The sequence below is a fragment of the Paraburkholderia sp. CNPSo 3281 genome, assembly GCF_024206515.1.
GTDB classification, from domain to species: domain Bacteria; phylum Pseudomonadota; class Gammaproteobacteria; order Burkholderiales; family Burkholderiaceae; genus Paraburkholderia; species Paraburkholderia nodosa.
In genome coordinates, this window is sequence record NZ_JAMBPS010000009.1 from 105,878 (window position 1) to 123,901 (window position 18,024).

The window sequence follows — 18,024 nt, forward strand, 5'->3', positions numbered from 1 at the left end:
CCAACAGCCCTGCATATTTGCCGCTCTGTTGAGCGGCTTTTTATTCTTCGTTGCAAGTTGTCTGGGGGAGCGACGCTAAGGCGCAGCGTCGCTGATGAGGAAACGAATCCGGGTTACACGCAACGCCGGGATCCCGTTGAATCGGCGCCGAAGCGGCGACCTGAATAGCCGAACGCTTCCACGGCGATCATCGCCGATGCGTTCGAAGGGGCGGGGCGTTCGGCGGGACGAAAGACCGCGTCGCCGCGGCGGATTGCGCGTCGAGACACGACGCATACGCCAGACGCGCGCGCACAACGGCGACGCCAGCGCTGCTCGCCATAATGGCATCGTCCGGGCTCCACCCAGCGAATGATGAGTATGTTTTCAGACCGTTCGAGAATTTCGATCTGGACTCGTGCGGCGTCTACCGCGGCGTACTCGCTCGTCTTCATTGGCTGCTCCTGGAATCGAGCCGTTTTGATGAATTCGCCTACCCTCATGCGCGGGTCGTGTCGATCACCTTGCCGCGGAAAACCGCGTACTGGTACAGGTTGTAGCCGATCATCACGGGGAACACGAGGCCAATGCCGATCAACATGAACGCGAGGGTCAGGGTATCCGACGCCGCTTGCCAGATCGTCAGCCGGCCCGGGATGAAGTCGGGAAAGAGGCTGATCGCAAGGCCGGCGAATGACACCATGAAGAGCATCACCGCCGCCCGGAAGGGCTGGCGTTCGCGTCCCCGATAGAGCGACGCGAGGAGCCACACGAACGACAGGACCGCGAGCGCGCCAAGTACCGCAAGCGGGGCAAGCACGCCAGGCTGGAACCAGCGGGCATGGACCGCTACGCCGCCAAAGCAGGTCGCGGCGGTGAGGACGATTGCGGCAGCCACGGTGAACTGCGCGCTCACCACGGCCAGCCGTCGCGCCCAACGCTGGATCGGGCCCGCCGCCTTCCTCACGAGCCAGGTCGCGCCGAGCAGGGCATAGCCGCTTACCACCCCAATGGCTGTCACCGTGATGAACGCGGCGCTGGGGCCATCAGGCAGGAAGCCCGTGATCACCTTGCCGAGTACGATGCCCTGCGAGATGGCCGCGACGAGGCTGCCCACGCCGAACACGGCGTCCCATAGCCTTCCATGCTGCGAACTGTGACGGAATTCGATGGCTGCGCCCCGCATGATCAGTCCGGCAATCATCGCCATGACGGGCAGATAAAGCGCTTGCATCAGGATCGCGTAGGCAGCGGGAAACGCGCCGAACAGGCCGCCGCCGACCACGACCAGCCATGTCTCGTTCGCGTCCCATACGTGACCGATGGTCTGAATCATCACGTCGTGGTCTTCGCGCTTTCTGCTCAGCAGCGTAAGCATGCCCACGCCGAGATCGAATCCATCCGTCACGACGTAAAAGACCAGCATCAGGCCGATCAGGCCGAACCAGGTGAGGGTAAGCAGGGTGTGAGTAGTGCTGTCCATCGAACAATCTCCCTTCAGTTGGAAAATGAAAATTCAGTATTCGGTCGCCGCCGTTTGAGGCGGGACGAGGGTGGTCGCGGGCGGTGTGGCCGTGAGATCCGGGCCGTTCTTGAGCCAACGTCGCGCGAGAAGGAAGAAGGTGATGAGCAACACGACGTCGAAAACGAAGAACATCGCCATGCTGGCCGTTACGGACGAAGCGGGCACCGTCGATACGGCTTGACTCGTTCGCAGCAGGCCATATACAACCCACGGCTGGCGCCCTACCTCGCGCACGATCCATCCGGCCTCGACGGCTACGTAGGGCAGCGGGATGCACAGCACCCATGCGAGCAGCAGCTTGCGTTGCGCGACAAGGCGCTCGAGACTGCCGCGCGCTTTATGGAGCGCGTATGCGGTCCAGAACGCGAGCAGCATGAACGCGAAGCCGATGCCGGCCATCACGCGGAACGCGTAGTAGAGAAGCGGGACCATCGGCGGCTGGTCGGCGCGGGGGAAGTCTGTGAGACCTGAAACGCGTCCGTGCAGCGTGTGCGTGCCGAGGATGCTCAGGAGTCCCGGTACTTCGATTGACCAGTCGTTGCGCTGTTTTTGCTGATCGGGCCACGCGACGAGCGACCATGCGGCGCCCGTGCCGGGCTTGTTGGTCTGCCAGTGCCCTTCGATTGCGGCGCCTTTCGCGGGTTGCGTGGCGAACACGCTGGTGCCACTCGAGTCTCCCAGCCAGACCTGAAGCGGTGCAACGAAGACGAGCACGGCCAGTGCGATCTTGAACGAACGCGCAAAGAACTCCGCATGCCGTTGGCGGAACAGGTGGTACGCGGAGATGCCGGCGATCACGAACATGCCGGTTTCGATCGCGGCCGTCCACATGTGCGAGACGCCCCATACCATGTCGGGGTTGAAGATGGCCGCCAGATAGTCCGTGACGACGATCTTGCCGTTGACCACTGCGAAACCGGCGGGAGTCTGCATCCACGAATTGGCGACCACGATCCAGAATACGGAAATGCTGGACCCGAGCGACACCATCGCTGTGGCAAAGAGGTGGACACCGCGCGGTACGCGTCCCCAGCCGAGCATCATTACGCCGATGAATCCGGCTTCGAGCATGAACGCCATCGCGCCTTCGAAACCCAGGATGTTGCCGACGAACTGGCCACTGTACTGCGCAAAACGCGACCAGTTGGTGCCGAACTGAAATTCCAGTGGGATGCCGGTGACGACGCCGACCGCGAAGTTGAGCGCGAGCAGCTTGCTCCAGTAGCGCGCATGGCGGTAGTACATCACGTCGCCAGTACGAACCCACAGTGCTTCGATGAGCAGCAGGAAAGCAGAGAGACTGACGGTGAGGATCGGCCACACGATGTGGAAGATCGTCGTCATCGCGAACTGGGCTCGCGAGAGAGGGAGTACGTCGGTGAGCATGATGGCCTTCCCGTTGCGGTGTGCGAATGGCTGCATTTGAGCGACGCCAGCGTTGGGAGACGTTGCCCGTGCAGAGCAACTTTAGGCTGTTGGAGGTGGGCGGCTCAATTGCACGATGGTGTAACGCAGCCGCCGTATCGTGCGACGCACCATGCAGTTCGCTACGAGCGCCAGCGAACGTTAGGCCGAAGGTGGTGCAGGGCGCCATAGCACGATGGTGTTAGCAACACCCGCGCATGCCTGTAATGGCTTGACGTGAACCCAAGGTGTAATTGCGGCTCCTCCGGGCACACCGTAAATTGATTCGCATACCGACACCCCCCGGAGCTGGAGCAGAGCCATGGACTGCGACCGCCACCAATCAGTCAGTGAACGAGACGCACGATGCGCAGACGCTTATGCGCCTGCGGATGTCGCACTTGACGGATCGAATGGCGAACTCGCGCTCGGTGCCCACCTGATCACGAAACGCCACGGCTACGAACATCACGGCATTTATGCCGGTAGCGGCAGGGTCATTCACTACGCGGGTTTCGCGAAGTCCGTGTATCGCGGCCCTGTCGAAGAAGTCCCAATCGACCAGTTCGCCGATGGTCACACCGTTTCTGTGCGCTCGCGTCAGCTTCCGAAGTACTCGGGTGCGCAAGCCGTGCTGCGCGCCCGCTCGCGGCTCGGCGAAAACCGCTATCGCTTGTTGACCAATAACTGCGAGCACTTCTGCACATGGTGCCTGCTCGGCGAAAGCCGCAGCGAACAGGTTCATGCATGCCTCAGACATCCGCTCGCGGGCATTCGTGCGCTGCTGTGTCTTGTGAGCACCTTCATCGGCAACCGAAGCAAGACGGGTCACGCAGTGGTCAACGCAGCGTGAATCCCATTACTCAACCTTGATGTAGACAACGACGCGAAGGAGGCCACCATGAGCCCGACCGAAATGACGCTGCACTGGGCCGTCGAGAAGTGGCTCGCGCCCAGGCCCGCAATGCCCGCGTATGTCGTGCGGGTCCACCGTACCCGGAGGCATCGGCGCTGCGTGTGCATCGAGGCGGTGCGCCCCAGCGGTCTGCTGTCGATCTTCTTCTTCCGTCACGACGACGGATCGTGGAATGTGTATCCGCCCGCGCAAGCTCGGCCGGCTATGTCCGTGTGGAGGACCGCGTGATGAACTACGGCTCTGGCAATCTGACGAAGCGCGCTCGGGCCAGGCGCGAGGTGTTGCCGGGAATCCAGGCGGATGCCGACGACCTGGTGTCCAGAGCAGAGCGCCCGTTCAAGGGATCTGTCGTTGCGGTCTGTTGCTGGGTACTGATCGAGGCGCCGCTGGAACTCAGCGGATCAATCAGTTCGACCTCACTGCTCGCTGTGTTGGCGTCGAAGATACTGATATGCCTCACTGGTTTTGCCGCCGTGGTCGGCCTGCGCGTTGCCCGTCACGTCTTCGCTTTCATTTGCGCGGCGAGTGTGCTGGCCGTAGCGCCGGCGTTGCCTCTCGAGTACGCGCACAGCGTTGCCATAGCGCTCGTCTCGGTGGTTGAGTGCGTTGCCAAGACTGCATGCGTTGTCGCGTTCGCAATCGCGTCGGCTAACGACCCAAAATGGGCCTGAAGAGAGCCCTGGGGCGGGCATGGCTGTCGATCGCGCTGTCGAAGGCGCTCTGAGGCGGGGATCGCGAGGCGGCGCCCGGCGAACTGAGGGTGCGCTGACGCGGCCGTCACGCGGATGCGCCCTCAGCGTGCAGTTTTCCCGCAAGGTTGACCAGTTCGGCGAGCGAGCGGGCGTCCATCTTGCGCATGACGTGCCGGCGGTGCACCTTCACTGTAATCTCGCTGATGCCTAATTCTGCGCCCACCTGCTTGTTCAGCAATCCTGAAACCACTAGCGCCATGACCTCCCGCTCGCGTCGGCTGAGCGAGGTGTAGCGCTCACGGATCGACTGCATCCCGGCTTCCTTGCTCAATGCCGCGCGGCTGCGCTCGATGGCGTGCCGGATGGCATCGAGCAGAACCTGGTCGTCAAAGGGCTTGGTGAGAAATTCGGCCGCTCCGGCCTTCATGGCCCGTACCGTCATCGGCACGTCGCCGTAACCGGTGATGAAGATGATGGGCATGTCGGTGCGCTCGGATGCAATGAGATTCTGCAAGTCGAGACCGCTTAGATCGGGAAGGCTCACGTCCAGCACCAGGCAGTTCGGGACCATCGCGCGCGGGCGTCCGAGGAAGTCCTGAGCGCACGCGTACGTCTCCGCCCTGAGACCCGCAAAGCGGATCATGGCTTCGAGCGACTCGCGCACCGAGACATCGTCGTCGACGACGAAGACCACCGGCGCGGCTTGCGGCGACGACGATTTCGATGCGAATTCAACTGCATGTGCGGGTGTCATTGCGAACTCCATTCACAGGCCCCGAAAGGAATCATTCGACCTTGAGCGCGGCCTGGATCGCCCCGAGCAGGGCGGTGTCGCTGAAGGGTTTGAACAGACAGTCGACGGCACCGTGTTCGAGCATGTGTGGGCGTAGCGCCTCGTCACCATGCGCCGTAATGAAGACGATCGGAACGGCTTGCCGGCGCTGCTTGAGCTCGTGCTGCAGGTCATGGCCGGACATGCCGGGCATGGCGATGTCGAGAATCAGGCAGCGCGCTTTGCCGGCACAGCCAGATGCCAGGAACTCCTCTGCCGACGCAAATGCCCGCGCTGCGAAACCGAACACGCGCAGCAGGTCGGGCAGCGATTCGCGCACTGATTCGTCATCGTCTACCACTGCGATTAGCGGGCGTTCGGCCATCACAGGTTCCTTTCGGCCTGCTCAGCGTCTGAACGCACGGGCTGACCCGTCGGAACGGGCTGGCCGGCAGCCGCGGCGCTGTCCGTCGTAAGCGGGAGGGCAAACGTAAATGTGGCGCCCGGGTCTGCGTTGGATGAGGCCCACAGGCGGCCGCCGTGACTTTCGATGATGCGGCGGCTCACAGACAGGCCGATGCCCATGTCTTCGCGCGTGGTCGTAAAAAACGGATCGAAGAGCTTGGCCGCGTGTTGCGGGTCGATGCCCACGCCGGAATCGGTCACGGCGAGGCGCACGCAGTCGCCATCGTCGCGCTCGATGCTCACCCGCATCTGCCGTGGGCGTTCTTCGACGCCACTCATCGCTTCCACGGCGTTGAGAAGCAGGCTCAGCACCACCTGCTGGAGCTGGATCCTGTCCCCGACGACCGGCGGCAGGTCGTCGGCCGCCTTCACATGGAGCACGATCCGCTTGTTGCGAATCTCGCACTGCAGCAGTTCGATCACCTCGTGTGTGGCTTCGACCAGATCGACCGCATCCGTCGTCACGGCTTTCTTGCTGAACAGTGCACGCAGGCGTGCCATCACCTCCGACGCCCGGTGCCCGTCACGGATCGTACGCCGTACCGTCTCGAGCGCGCCTTCTACATTGGGCGGCTGCGCACTCAGCATGCGCAATCCGGTGCTGGCGTTGGTCACGATGCCAGCCAGCGGCTGGTTGATTTCGTGCGCGATCGAGGCCGTCAAGGCGCCCTGGCTATTGACCCGGCTCAGATGCGCCAATTCGGCGCGCAGCGCGAGGAGCGCCCCCTCGGACTCCCGGCGTTCCGTCATGTCCTGGGCGGCGCCGATGTAGTCGAGGCCGCCTTGCGAGTCGCGCGTGGGGTGTGCCTGGATGTGAATGTGCCTGACCGATCCGTCGGGCAGCAGCAGGCGGTGTTCGAACTCCAGATCCTTGCCTGCTTGCGCCCGCTCGATCATTTCATCGAGTATGAGACGGTCGCCAGGGTGGAAGCGCGCTGCGATCATGTCTAACGTAATCGGCACGCCTGGTTCGATGCCGAAGATGCCATACAGCTGCTCCGACCACGTGATCGAGCCGGTCTGCGGGCACCAGCAAAAGCTTCCGCTCGAGCTGAGCTGCTCCACTTTGGCCATCAGCGCCGCGCTTTGCCGTAACCGCTCGTCGGCTTGTTGACGTGCTGCGATGCTGTGCGCCCGTTCGATGGCGATGCTCGCGATGTGCGTGAGCTGTGCGATCAGCTCGTGCTGCAGAGGTGTGGGATTGCCGGTATCAGACCGAAACAGGGTGAATGTTCCGAGCACTTCGTTGGTACGCGACAGGATCGGTGTCGCCCAGCAGGAGCGCAGTCCGTGCGCGAGGCTGCGTTCCCGCCACGCCCTGGTCCAGCGTACGTCTGATGCGACATCGGGCACGATCACCTGAGCCTTGAGGGACACCGCCATGCCGAGTGGACCAGAGTCCTGGGAGGCGGCACGCGCACCGGGATGTGGGAGAAAGCGCTTCGGGAGGCCAGGAGACCCCAGGTGCCGGCAGGCCGTGCCGTGGGCCTCCTGAAAGGCGACGCTGCAAACGCAATCACTCGCGATCTCTTCGACGAGCCGGCACAGCGCATCGAGCACGGTTGGCAACGGCTGGCCCGTGGCGATCATTTCGAGCAGGCGGTTCTCGCCCGCAAGCAGTGCCTCCGCACGCTTGCGGTCGTCGATATCCGTCTGAAGGAAATACCAGAGCGCGATTCGCCTTTCGTTGTCACGCAACGGAAAGCCCTGCACACGAAACCATCGGTAGACGCCACCGGCACCGCGATGGCGTGACTCCGCGTCATAGGGCTCGCCGGTGCTGATCGACGCATGAAACCGGGCGATCACTGCGTCCCGATCGTCAGGGTGGGTCAGGCCATTGGTCTTCCATGCTCGCAACTCGTCGAGGGTCACACCGGCGTATTCGAGCGTATGGCGGTTGGCGTGCAACACGTCACCGTCGGGTGCAAAGAGGACGACCCGGGTGGGGAGGCTATCGACGATCAACTCGAAGCGCTGCTCTTGCGCGCGCAGTGCCGCTTCGGTCTGCTTACGGTCCTCGATGTCCGAGTTGATCCCGCACCACTTTATGACTGCACCGGCAGCATCGGTAATCGGACTGGCTCGGCATGCGAACCAGCGATACGTGCCATCGAAGCGGCGCATTCGCGCTTCCGCCTCGCCTTGCTCGCCGGAGGCGACGACGGCCCGCCATGCTTCGAGCAGCGCGGGCTGGTCGTCGGGGTGGAACGCCGTTTGCCAGCCTTCGCCTGCCGCCTGACCAACGGAAAGCCCCGTATATTCGCACCAGCGTCGATTGACGAACTCGATGCGGCCGTCGGGAAAGGCTGTCCATACCAGCCCCGGTAGCGCATCCACAGTACGACTGAGTTCGTTGTCCATCTCCGTCCCTTTACCACGCGCCTGACGATACAACAATCGGCTTTTGAGAACGGGGAGTCAATATACCTTGGTGTCGGTTTTGGGCCGGCTTACGCAGAAACAGCGGGGTTGACTGGCAACGTGAATTGAAAGAGCGCGCCACGGGGGACGTTGGCGCTAGCCCACAATCGGCCGCCATGCGCCTTGACGATCGAGTGGCATATCGAGAGCCCCATACCCATCCCGCTAGCCTTCGTCGTATAAAACGGCTCAAACAGGCGCTCGGTGTTCTCTGGGGCGATACCCGGGCCGCGATCGCGCACTGCTACAAGAACGGCACCCGGCTCGTTGATGGCGGTGCTGATCGTCAATTCTCGCGGCCCATCGTCAACCGTGCTCATGGCGTCGATGGCATTGATAATAAGGTTCAGCATCACCTGCTGGATTTGCACCCGGTCGCCTTTGATGGGCGGTAAAGCTTCCGCAAGCTGCAGCCGCACAGAAACGCCGTTCCGGTTCGCTTCGCTGGACGCGAGCGCCAGAACCTCGCGAATTGCCTCGTTGATCTGCAGGATCTCGTTGATCGTCGGGGCCTTGTTGACAAGGCCATGAATCCGCTTGATCACTTCGCCTGCACGCCTCGTGTCACGAACGATACGATCGAACGCCTGGCGGGCCTCTCCTACGTTGGGCGGATCGAGCTCGAGGCAACGCAGACCTGTTGACGCATTGACGGCCGTCGCCGCAACCGGCTGCTTCATTTCGTGGCTAATCGACGCCGCGAGCTGTCCAATGGCCGTGACACGGTTCGCATGCGCAAGCTCGAGCTGCAGTTGGCGCGCCTGCGCTTCCGCCCGCTTCAGCTCGCTCAGATCGAGTACAAACGCGATAGCTTTAGTCGCGTTCTCGCCCAGCATGGCCATGCCGATCAGCACCGGCACGCGGCTGCCATCCTTCCTGAAGTATTCTTTCTCGTAGGGCTGTAATATCCCGGTCTCGTTCAGCTTCTCCCACACCAGTCTGCTGCGCTCGACCCACTCGGGTGGTGTGAGGTCCCTCCAGCTGAGACTCCCAAGCTGCAGATCGTCACGGTCGTATCCCACCATACGGAGAAACGCGTCGTTCGCTTCGAGGATCCGCCCCTCGACGTCCCCAATCAAGATGCCGACGATGTTGGCGTCGACGAGGCGCCGGATCTTCGCCTCACGTTCTGCGAGATCGCGGTACAGGCTGGCGTTTTCCAGGGCAATCGCCGCCTGCGAGGCGAGCAGCTTCAACATGGCGATGCGCTTCGGAGCAAAAACGCCGGACGCGAGGTTGTTCTCGAGGTAGAGGACGCCGATCAGCCTGGCCTGCTTGAGTAACGGCAAGCAAAGGACGGAACGCGCGCCTTGCTGGCGGATATAGGGATCGGCGGAAAACCGGTTTTCGGCAGAGGCGTCGTCGATGATGACGGGCTCGCACGTGTTTGCGACATAGTGCAAGAGCGAGTCGGGCAACGCGGCCGAACTCGGCGACTGCTGCGGCAATCGCACGACGACCTGGCTGCCTTGAGTCGTGGCTTCGGCCTCGATGCGCAGGTGGGCGCCCTGTGGAAGGATCAACAGACCGCGTTCGGCGCCAGCGTGCTCGACCGCGGTCACCATCAAGGATTTGATCAGATTTTCAAGCACCATTTCGCCTGAAATTGCCTGAGCCGTCTTCACGATTGTCGCAACATCCAGTTGCTCGGCGTACTCCTCGATAGTCACGCGCGAGACAGACGCCGCTTCGGGCTTGCTCAAGGGGTAGCGCTGCTCCAGTTGTTCGATTTTGCCGTGTGCACCCCATTGCGAGTAGCAGTCCCGCGCCTCGCGCAAATAGGTGCGCGCCGCGCGCTCGAGGCCAGCGGCGAGGCAGCACTGCCCAGCCAGCTCGTTAGCCAGTGCCTGATCCTGAACGAAGCCTCGCGCGCCTGCCAGGCGCGCGGCATCCTCATAAAGCCGCAAGGCCTGCATTGCGTCTGCGTTCAGACGGGCCAGTTCAGCGCACAGCAGCAGATGCTTGTGCGCAAACGTGACCGGGCCGCTTTGTGCCCATCTTTCGAATGCCTGAATGTTTGCGGCGATGTCCGTCTCGATCCCGGCTTGCCGCCCGCTCGACGAGGTGTTGTGAACGGCTGCGAGTGCAAGCGAATAGTAAAGGCAGTAGTTGGAGAACTGGATATGGCAGCGTGCGGACCAGAGAATCGGCTTGACGCGGGCGGCGCACTCGAGCGCCTTCTCGTGTTCGCCCAACAGATAGTGGCGCTGCACCCGCAAAATCCAGTAGAAGCAGTTGACCACGGCAATACCGCTTTCCGTGATTTGCGCCTCAATCGTCGCGTCTTCGACGACTGTCTGGTCGCCGGCGCGCCCGCGAAGTTTCTGAATGAATTGCTGGATGCACGTGAGAATATCGTGCACGTGACGGAAGCTGATTCGCTCGACGAACGCAATGGCCTTGATCGATTCGAGCCACGCCTCGTCGAGGTGAACCCCGCGTGCCAGAAGATCCGTTAGCCGATGTTCGAGGCTGAAGCTGGCATAGATGACCTCGCCTGTCTCCTGCGCATACCGAATGGCAGTATCGACGCACCCTAATGCGACTTCGATCGGTTGCGTCCAGAGAACCGCCATTTGCATAAAGAAATGTGCGGCCACGTGTTGAGCGGTGAAGCGGTGCTTCTCCGCCACTGCGACCGCCAGCCGGGCGAACGCTTCGCCCTCCTGGTAGCGGTGGAAGAACGGCCCCAGAAGGATGGAAATGAACGCATAGGCGATGACAGCCGAATCGGTTGTGCCGTATTGCAGCGTCACAGCGACCATTCGGCACGCAATCGTCTGGGCGAGGTTGATATCGGTGAAATAGGCCGTCTGCCCCAGCATGTGGAAGATGTTCATGACCTCGCGCATCTCCGGGTCTTCCATCATCGCGAGATCAAGAAGGCTTTCGATCGGGCGCGCGCCGAGATGCGCCCAGACCGCTTCGTACTCTGCCGATACTTCGGTATCCGTAGGATGATCGGGCAAGTCGATATCGAACATGCCCAGGCATTCGCGGGCGGTGCTGACCGCGGACGCATTGTCGCCGGTCACCAACTGCAGGACCATCCTGAGCCGGTAGGCTTCGGCGCGGTGGATCTTCGATTGCGCTCGACGCAATATTTCATCGATCCATTCGGTAGCCTCGCCGAGGTGGGAGAGAAGAAACTCGCAGTCAGCCCGCTCGAACCAGACGCTGAAGGTTAGCTCGTAACAGTCGTCCCATCCTTGCTGCGATAGCAGCGACGCAGCGGTCGCCAGATAATTGCAGGCCGAACGGTAAGCGGTGGAGGCTTTCGCCTTTTTTGCGGCTTCGAGATTGAGGGCGGCTGCGCGATGTCGTTCGGGCCGCTCGACCATCAGTTCGCATCCCGGATTCAGCTGGTTCACGAGATCGAAAATTCTGGCCGAAATGTCCGCGTCATCGAGCCGCGACAACAGCAGGCGGCCAATGCGCAGGTGATGCTCGGCGCGCGAATCGGGCGGGATCAGCGCGTACGCGGCTTCTTGCACCCGGTCATGCACGAACTTGAAGCTGCGGTCCATGGAGATGATCGCGCCGGCCCGGACGGCGTCCGCGAAATCGGCATGGACCTTGGCCTCGGAGCCGCCCCAGACGCTCGCGAGCGTGCCGAAGTCGGCCTGGCTGCCGAGGCAGGCGAGCAGCATCACCGCGTCCTGTGTGGTGGACGAAAGCCGCTGTAGCCTGCGGATCATCAGATCCACGACGTTTTCGGTGAAGCCTTTTGCGTCGATGTGTTCGAGACTCCATCGCCACGAGGCCGAACTCGACTCGAACGCGAGGAGCCCTTCCTCGGCGAGATTCGTCAGAAATTGTCCTGCAAAGAATGGATTGCCGCCGGTTTTCCGGTGAACCAGCTTTGCCAGAGGCAAGGCTTGCTCGCGCGTGCATCTGAAAGCGTCGCAAAGCAGCTCGCTGAAATCACGTCGCGAGAGCGGGCCAAGTGCGATCTCGTGCACCGCCGTTCCGGCCTTGCGAATCGAATGGAACGTACTCGTCAAGGGATGCCCGGGCGCGACCTCGTTGTCGCGATATGCGCCGATTAACAGCAGGTGGTGCGTGTGGGCATGCGTGATCAGGTATTCCACCATGGTTAAGGTGGCCGGATCGAGCCACTGGAGGTCGTCGACGAATATGACGAGCGGATGCTCTGCGCGCGCGAACACGCTAACGAACTTTTGAAAGACGGATTGAAACCGCAACTGGGTTTCGAGCGGCGCGAGTGCGGGGACCGGGGGCTGCGGTCCGATCAAGCTGGCGAGTTCGGGGATTAAATCGGTTAGCAATCTCCCGTGCTGGCCGACAGCTTCTTCGATTGCCACGCGCCAACGCGCAACGTCGACATTCTGTCCGTTCAGGATTTGTCGGATCAATTCGGCGAATGCCTGGGCCAAGGTGGAGTAGGGAATATCCCTCAGGCGCAGGTCGAACTTTCCCGAAATGAAGATGCCGCGGGGCAGCACGATAACCTTGTGCAATTCATTGACGACGGACGACTTGCCGATGCCCGGGTAGCCGGACACGAGGACCAGTTCCCGCGTGCCTTGCGTGACGACGCGCTCGAAGGCATCCAGAAGCGTCGCGATTTCCCTGCGGCGCCCATAGAGCTTTTCGGGAATCAGAAGCTGTCGGGTCGTGTCGTGCGTTCCAAGCGGGAAAGGTGCGATTTGATGGGCGGCCTCCCATTCCGCCAGGCACCTTCTGAGGTCCCACTCGAGGCCGCTCGCGGTTTGATAGCGGTCCTCGGCGGATTTCGACAACAGCTTCATGACGATGGCCGAGAGCGGGGCAGGGATGCCTTTGGCGCGCTCGTCCGGCGCAGCCGGCTGCCGCGCGATGTGGCAATGCACCCATTCCAGCGGGTCCAGCGCAGTGAAAGGAAGGGTTCCGGTCAACAGCTCGTACAACGTGATACCGAGCGCGTAAAGATCGCTGCGCGAATCGATCGACCGGTTCATCCGGCCGGTCTGCTCAGGCGCCATGTACGCAAGGGTTCCGGCGATCAATTCGGGATGTTCCGGGCTCTGGCGTTCGCGCGGAAGTCGCGATGCGATACCGAAGCCGGTGAGCCTGACCTCACCCGTTGCGTCGTTCACCAGGATATGCACCGGCTTGATGTCCTTGTGGATGAGACCGCACTGATGAGCCTTGCCCAAGGCAGCGACAATGTCGATAGCGAGTTGCAGGAAGCGTTCTAGCGGAAGCGGCGAGCCAATCAGCCGGTCGAGCGGAGCGGCGCCCGAATCCTCGAGCACCAGTACGGTTTGACTGCCTTCCTGCACGAGTTCGAGCGGCCGCACGGCCCAATCGCCGGAAAGCTCGTCTTTCAGCTGGTACTCGTGCGCGAGGCGTTCGAGGCTCGCGGGCGTGCGGCTGGCGGCGGAAGGCCGCAACTCCATGACCGAAGTCTGCGCGCCATCCAGGCTCAAGCGCCATGCGCGGGAAAAGACCCGGTCGCCATCCTCCCATAACACCTGGCTGCTATCTGCAATCGAGTTGGACCGGGTCTCAGATGACATGCTCTGAAGGAGTCGCTTATGGATCCAGATTCGGCTTCTGCGTGCTACGCAACGCCATGTCATAGTCCATATTTTTCTAGAAGTTATGCGCAGGACTGTCGATTCGAATGGTAGCAGATGCGTCAATGCACTTGAGCACGGGAAAACTCGCGGGGCGTAGCGCTGAGCTGTTCCGTCAATGCCATGGCAACGCGTGCTTTCGTCGTTAGCGGAGTCGATGGCGCGTGCTGTGCGCTACGCCCTTGCGTGCTATCGGATGCAGTCAGAACTTACATAAATATTCTCAGCCGTTGAGCGTTTATTCACGCAACCGCCGCAATACGGTGGCCATCGTTTAGTCCCCGTATCTCCCTCTCGCTGTCACATACCCAATGCCAGATCGTGATGAGCGGCGCTCCGGAATTCGCACTGTCCTCGAATCCCAGGCTGTGCGCAATCTGCTTGACGGTCATCCCCGAGTAGACCAGGTCGCGCTCGCCGCCCTCGTTGCCCCGTCGGACGCGCTGGGAAGCATCCCTGCACCAGGGAAGCGCCGTCTGTGTCGTTTCGGCGATTCTGATTAAAAATAGATTAGGCATACGAAGGAAGCCGCCGTGCTCGGCGCACAATGGGTCGCCCAACGAAGCGATCCGGTGCTGGCAAGAGCCGCTCAGGATCTGATCGCCAAGATCACGGCGGCGGTGCCGGACCAGTTGAGGCCATTCATCGCGGAGCCGACAGTCAGCACGCCGCCGCCACAATCGTCGCCGGCCGATATGCTGAACATCGCGCAGGTTCGCGAATGGATTCGCGTGGGTCGCAAGCTTCGAATCCGTTACCGCGACGAACGCGGACGCGCGAGCGAACGCACAATATGGCCGCTGCTCATTGGGTACGCGGATGCTGTCCGACTACTTGTTGCGTGGTGCGAACTACGTCAGGAATTTCGTCACTTCAGGGCGGATCGGATTGTCGACGCCACGTTTCTTGACGAGCCGCATGATGTGCGGAGAAGAACACTGATGGCACGGTGGAAACAGCATATGAAGCAATCGCGCGGGATCGATCTGCCGGAATAAATTGTGTTCTCCGTGCTCGCGACTGCGCTGTCCGCTGTCATGAAGGCAAAGCGCATCCTGACTGCGAAAGCAGTCAAACCGACGTTGGGGAACGAATGACGGCTCCTCGCCGCCTGCCGTCCGAAGCGTGCGGCGGCAGGCGACGTTCAGGCGTTGATCCAGGCTCGCGCCTGCTCCAGTTCGTTAGTGTGGAACGCCTTGATTTCAGCCTTGGTAAAGAATCGGGCCAAATGCATCGAGGCGCGAATCCAGGCGGCGTCGGCCACCACCGCGGCGCGTGTGACCTTGCGGGCGAGGGAGACGCCGAGCGTCATGTCGGTCCACAGCGCCTTCGGCTCGATACCGCTGAAGTGCTCGATGCGTTCGAGCACACGGGTCTTCCCGTTCAGTTCAAGATCGCCACGCATGCGCTCGATGGCTTCGCGCAGATCGTGGTCGGTGATTTTGCCTTCGACGGTGATTTCGACGACCGGCGAATCGGGAGTGGAGTGATACTGGATCATGGCGGGCCCCCTGGGTACGGAGACGTTACACGCTCAGGCGCGGATCAGCCTGGCGTTCGATAGCTTTCTCATGGTACCCCTTTCCTCGCGCCCGGTCGGCTTGCGAGATGCGAGCGGCGCGTTCTGCCCGCTCGCCGCTCATCCCCGCGCGACATCGCCACGGCGCTTGCACTGTCGTCCGGTTTCCATATATGATCCATATACGAATCATATATGAATGGAGTGGCACATGGGTATCGTGAATATCGACGACGATCTGCACGATCAGATACGAAAGGCAAGCGCGGTTTCGTGCCGGTCAATCAATGCGCAAGCGGCCTTCTGGATCAAGATCGGTATGTTGTGCGAAATGAATCCGACGATGGGGTTCAATGAGATCGTTGCCCGCGAACTCAGAGCCGCTGGCGTTGTAGCGCAATCCGTCAACGTGGCTACACCATGACCAAACGGCCGGAAGAAATCGAATTGCTGGCGGAGTCGGGCAAGTTGCTGGCGGACGTATTTGGCTATCTGGATACATTGAGCTTGATCGGCATGTCGACGATGCAAGTGAATGACATGGTCGATAGCCTCATCGTCAATGAGTTCAAGGCACGCCCGGCAAGCAAAGGCCAGTACGGCTACGCCTATGCGCTCAACGCTTCCCGCAATAACGTGGTTTGCCACGGCGTTCCTTCCACGACAGACGTTTTGCGGAGCGGGGACATCGTCAATTTTGACATCACGTTGGAGAAGAATGGATATATCGCTGATTCCAGCAAAACATATTTGGTTGGTGAGGTGTCGCCACTGGCCAAACGGCTCGTGCAAGTGACCTACGAAGCGATGTGGAAAGGAATCAGGGCCGTTCGTCCCGGTGCCAGACTTGGCGATGTGGGTCATGCCATTGAGCGGCACGCCCGCAGAAATGGCTATTCGGTCGTAAGGGAATACTGCGGGCATGGCATTGGGCGGGAAATGCACGAGGATCCTCAGGTGCTGCATTGGGGAAAGCCGCAAACAGGTTTGATGTTACGCGAAGGAATGGTGTTCACCATCGAACCGATGTTTAACCAGGGGCGGTCTGCCGTTTGGACCGAAGAGGATGGCTGGACGGTCGTTACACGCGACGGGCAACTGTCCGCTCAGTTCGAGCACACCGTAGCCGTGACCCGAAACGGCGTGCGGGTCTTGACGCTGCGCCCCGGGGAAACGATGCTCGACTGACGGCTCGGGGAGCGGTGCGCCGAACCCGGAGCGAGGTTTTCACTTAGTGGCAGGTGTGCCTTTGCGGCGGCGTATCAACGCTGGATGTTCGATGTCAGTTCGCCCTGCCACGAATGCCGCGGCGGTGCGAACCTCGATTGGCCGTTCGTGGGCGCAAGGCAAAGCGGCCTCAAATGTTTGCAGTGCATAAAAAAAGCCGCATACAGGGACGCGGCCGAGGGGTGCACCGAACGGGGGCTATTCCGTGTTCAGGCGCATCGCCAGATTACGCAAGGCGCGTGACATTCTTCTAGCCGACAAAAATAGCGGCGCGTCGTGTCGGCACAGCACAACAATAAAATTAGGGAAGCTTGCGGCGCACTGCAGTCTGGGCTAGATCGGGCGCGTCGCCTTTGGCGAAGATGCTCGGCGGGCACCGCGGCCGGGCGCGGGTGCCTTCTGGTCATCCGTTGTCAATGCGCATGGCGAATCGCGAGATCGGGGCTCCCATCGGTCAGTGGCATCGCCTGGAAGTCGCCTTCATGGCAGCACGACGATCTTCCCTCCGGCCTTGTTCTCTTCCATGCACCGGTGTGCTTCTACGATATCGTCGAGCCGAAAAACCTTCCCAACGGGGATGCGAAGTGTTCCGGCCTTCACCTGCTCCAGCAATTCGTCGTACGGGGTCGCCATGAATTCATTGACTCCGCCGTCGTAAATGGTCAGTTTCACCGTGCTCGGTATCACTTCCATCGGGCTGAAGGTATCGAACGACCACTGGTTGCCAACAATGCCCGTCATGCACACCACGCCGCCCTGTTTCGCGCAGCGCAACGAATCCTTCAGTGTCGCGGTGCCGATGAGTTCCAGCACTTTATCCACGCCGCCGGGCGACACTTCGCCGATCTCCTGCGCGATTGCGCCCGAGTCTATGACGACACGGTCGGCGCCGTTAGCACGCAGCGCGTCGCCTTTCTGCGGATTGCGAGTCGTCGATATCACAAACGCACCGTGTGCCTTGGCGATTGCCGCAGCGGCAAGTCCAACCGATGTCGTTCCGCCGCGAACCAGCAGCCGGTCCCGCTTCTGCAGCGCGAGGGCCTTGAACAGCGAGCCCCACGCGGTTTGAAGCATTTCCGGCATTGCGCCGAGCGTTTCCCAGGGCAAGCCAGTGATCAGTTTTTGCACCTGCCGGGCAGGTACGCAGGTGTACTCCGCATAACTGCCGTCGAACTCACGCCCCAGGCCTCCCATCGCGGTGGCAACCGTATCGCCCTTGGCGAACTCCATTCCCGGTGCGTCTTCCACGATGCCGACCGCCTCAATTCCCAGCACGCGCGGAAACTTCACGCTCTGGGAAAATCCCTGGCGCGTGAACATTTCGGACCGGTTGATTCCGAATGCCTTCACGCGGATCAGCACCTCGCCGCGCTGCGGCGTCGGGATCGGACGCTGTTCGAGCTTGAGCACTTCAGGGCCGCCCGGCTCATGGATCACTGCGGCTTTCATGGTCGTCATCGACGCCTCCTTTGCGGCTCGCGGGTGTATATGCAAAACCATAGAGCAGGTGCGATTTTCC

15 protein-coding genes are annotated in these 18,024 nt (G+C 61.5%); 6 read left to right on the top strand and 9 right to left on the bottom strand.

Features of this window, described 5'->3' with window-relative positions:
* Positions 1–113 precede the first annotated feature (113 nt).
* Genes M3I56_RS12840 through M3I56_RS12850 form a run of 3 tightly spaced genes read right to left on the bottom strand, consistent with a single transcriptional unit; the run spans position 114 to position 2,890 of the window.
* Positions 114–434 carry a DUF3331 domain-containing protein gene (locus tag M3I56_RS12840; RefSeq protein ID WP_254354249.1) on the bottom strand — a complete coding sequence of 107 codons (321 nt, stop codon included), beginning with the start codon at positions 432–434 and terminating at the stop codon, positions 114–116.
* 44 nt (positions 435–478) lie between these two features.
* A complete protein-coding gene (locus tag M3I56_RS12845; protein WP_254354250.1) occupies positions 479–1,462 on the bottom strand; it encodes a cytochrome d ubiquinol oxidase subunit II in 984 nt (327 codons plus the stop codon).
* A gap of 33 nt (positions 1,463–1,495) precedes the next feature.
* The gene (locus M3I56_RS12850; protein WP_254354315.1) at positions 1,496–2,890 is read right to left on the bottom strand and encodes a cytochrome ubiquinol oxidase subunit I; all 1,395 of its coding nucleotides are present in this window, start codon (positions 2,888–2,890) and stop codon (positions 1,496–1,498) included.
* 340 nt (positions 2,891–3,230) lie between these two features.
* Between M3I56_RS12850 and M3I56_RS12855 the strand changes: the two genes are divergently transcribed.
* Genes M3I56_RS12855 through M3I56_RS12865 form a run of 3 tightly spaced genes read left to right on the top strand, consistent with a single transcriptional unit; the run spans position 3,231 to position 4,495 of the window.
* The gene (locus M3I56_RS12855) at positions 3,231–3,761 is read left to right on the top strand and encodes a lecithin retinol acyltransferase family protein (RefSeq protein WP_254354251.1); all 531 of its coding nucleotides are present in this window, start codon (positions 3,231–3,233) and stop codon (positions 3,759–3,761) included.
* 48 nt (positions 3,762–3,809) lie between these two features.
* Positions 3,810–4,052, top strand: coding sequence for a hypothetical protein (locus M3I56_RS12860; RefSeq protein ID WP_254354252.1), 243 nt, complete (start codon positions 3,810–3,812; stop codon positions 4,050–4,052).
* Positions 4,052–4,495: a hypothetical protein gene (locus M3I56_RS12865; protein WP_254354316.1), complete on the top strand. Its 444-nt coding sequence runs from the start codon at positions 4,052–4,054 to the stop codon at positions 4,493–4,495. The genes M3I56_RS12860 and M3I56_RS12865 overlap by 1 nt, the downstream gene beginning before the upstream one ends.
* A 106-nt stretch (positions 4,496–4,601) precedes the next feature.
* Here M3I56_RS12865 and M3I56_RS12870 read toward each other — a convergent pair whose 3' ends face one another.
* The 4 genes from M3I56_RS12870 to M3I56_RS12885 form a co-directional block, all read right to left on the bottom strand.
* Positions 4,602–5,270, bottom strand: coding sequence for a response regulator transcription factor (locus M3I56_RS12870; protein WP_254354317.1), 669 nt, complete (start codon positions 5,268–5,270; stop codon positions 4,602–4,604).
* A gap of 31 nt (positions 5,271–5,301) precedes the next feature.
* Positions 5,302–5,673: a response regulator transcription factor gene (locus M3I56_RS12875; protein WP_254354253.1), complete on the bottom strand. Its 372-nt coding sequence runs from the start codon at positions 5,671–5,673 to the stop codon at positions 5,302–5,304.
* A complete protein-coding gene (locus tag M3I56_RS12880) occupies positions 5,673–8,117 on the bottom strand; it encodes a PAS domain-containing protein (protein ID WP_254354254.1) in 2,445 nt (814 codons plus the stop codon). Before M3I56_RS12880 ends, M3I56_RS12875 begins: the two co-directional genes overlap by 1 nt.
* An 89-nt stretch (positions 8,118–8,206) precedes the next feature.
* Entirely contained in the window at positions 8,207–13,699 is a 5,493-nt protein-coding gene (locus M3I56_RS12885) for an AAA family ATPase (protein ID WP_254354255.1), read from the bottom strand.
* 593 nt (positions 13,700–14,292) lie between these two features.
* Here M3I56_RS12885 and M3I56_RS12890 point away from each other — a divergent pair.
* Positions 14,293–14,757: a YafY family protein gene (locus M3I56_RS12890; RefSeq protein ID WP_254354256.1), complete on the top strand. Its 465-nt coding sequence runs from the start codon at positions 14,293–14,295 to the stop codon at positions 14,755–14,757.
* Between the two features lie 146 nt (positions 14,758–14,903).
* On the opposite strand, the gene M3I56_RS12895 is transcribed toward M3I56_RS12890, so the two are convergent.
* On the bottom strand, positions 14,904–15,260 hold the full coding sequence (locus M3I56_RS12895) for an STAS/SEC14 domain-containing protein (protein ID WP_028205466.1): 357 nt from the start codon (positions 15,258–15,260) through the stop codon (positions 14,904–14,906).
* 229 nt (positions 15,261–15,489) lie between these two features.
* On the opposite strand from M3I56_RS12895, the gene M3I56_RS12900 reads away from it, so the two are divergent.
* Together M3I56_RS12900 and map are read left to right on the top strand one after the other, a co-directional pair.
* On the top strand, positions 15,490–15,702 hold the full coding sequence (locus M3I56_RS12900; protein ID WP_254354257.1) for a ParD-like family protein: 213 nt from the start codon (positions 15,490–15,492) through the stop codon (positions 15,700–15,702).
* Entirely contained in the window at positions 15,699–16,466 is a 768-nt protein-coding gene (gene map, locus M3I56_RS12905) for a type I methionyl aminopeptidase (protein WP_254354258.1), read from the top strand. Before M3I56_RS12900 ends, map begins: the two co-directional genes overlap by 4 nt.
* 519 nt (positions 16,467–16,985) lie before the next feature.
* Here map and M3I56_RS12910 read toward each other — a convergent pair.
* On the bottom strand, positions 16,986–17,963 hold the full coding sequence (locus M3I56_RS12910) for a zinc-binding alcohol dehydrogenase family protein (protein ID WP_254354259.1): 978 nt from the start codon (positions 17,961–17,963) through the stop codon (positions 16,986–16,988).
* Between the last annotated feature and the right edge of the window lie 61 nt (positions 17,964–18,024).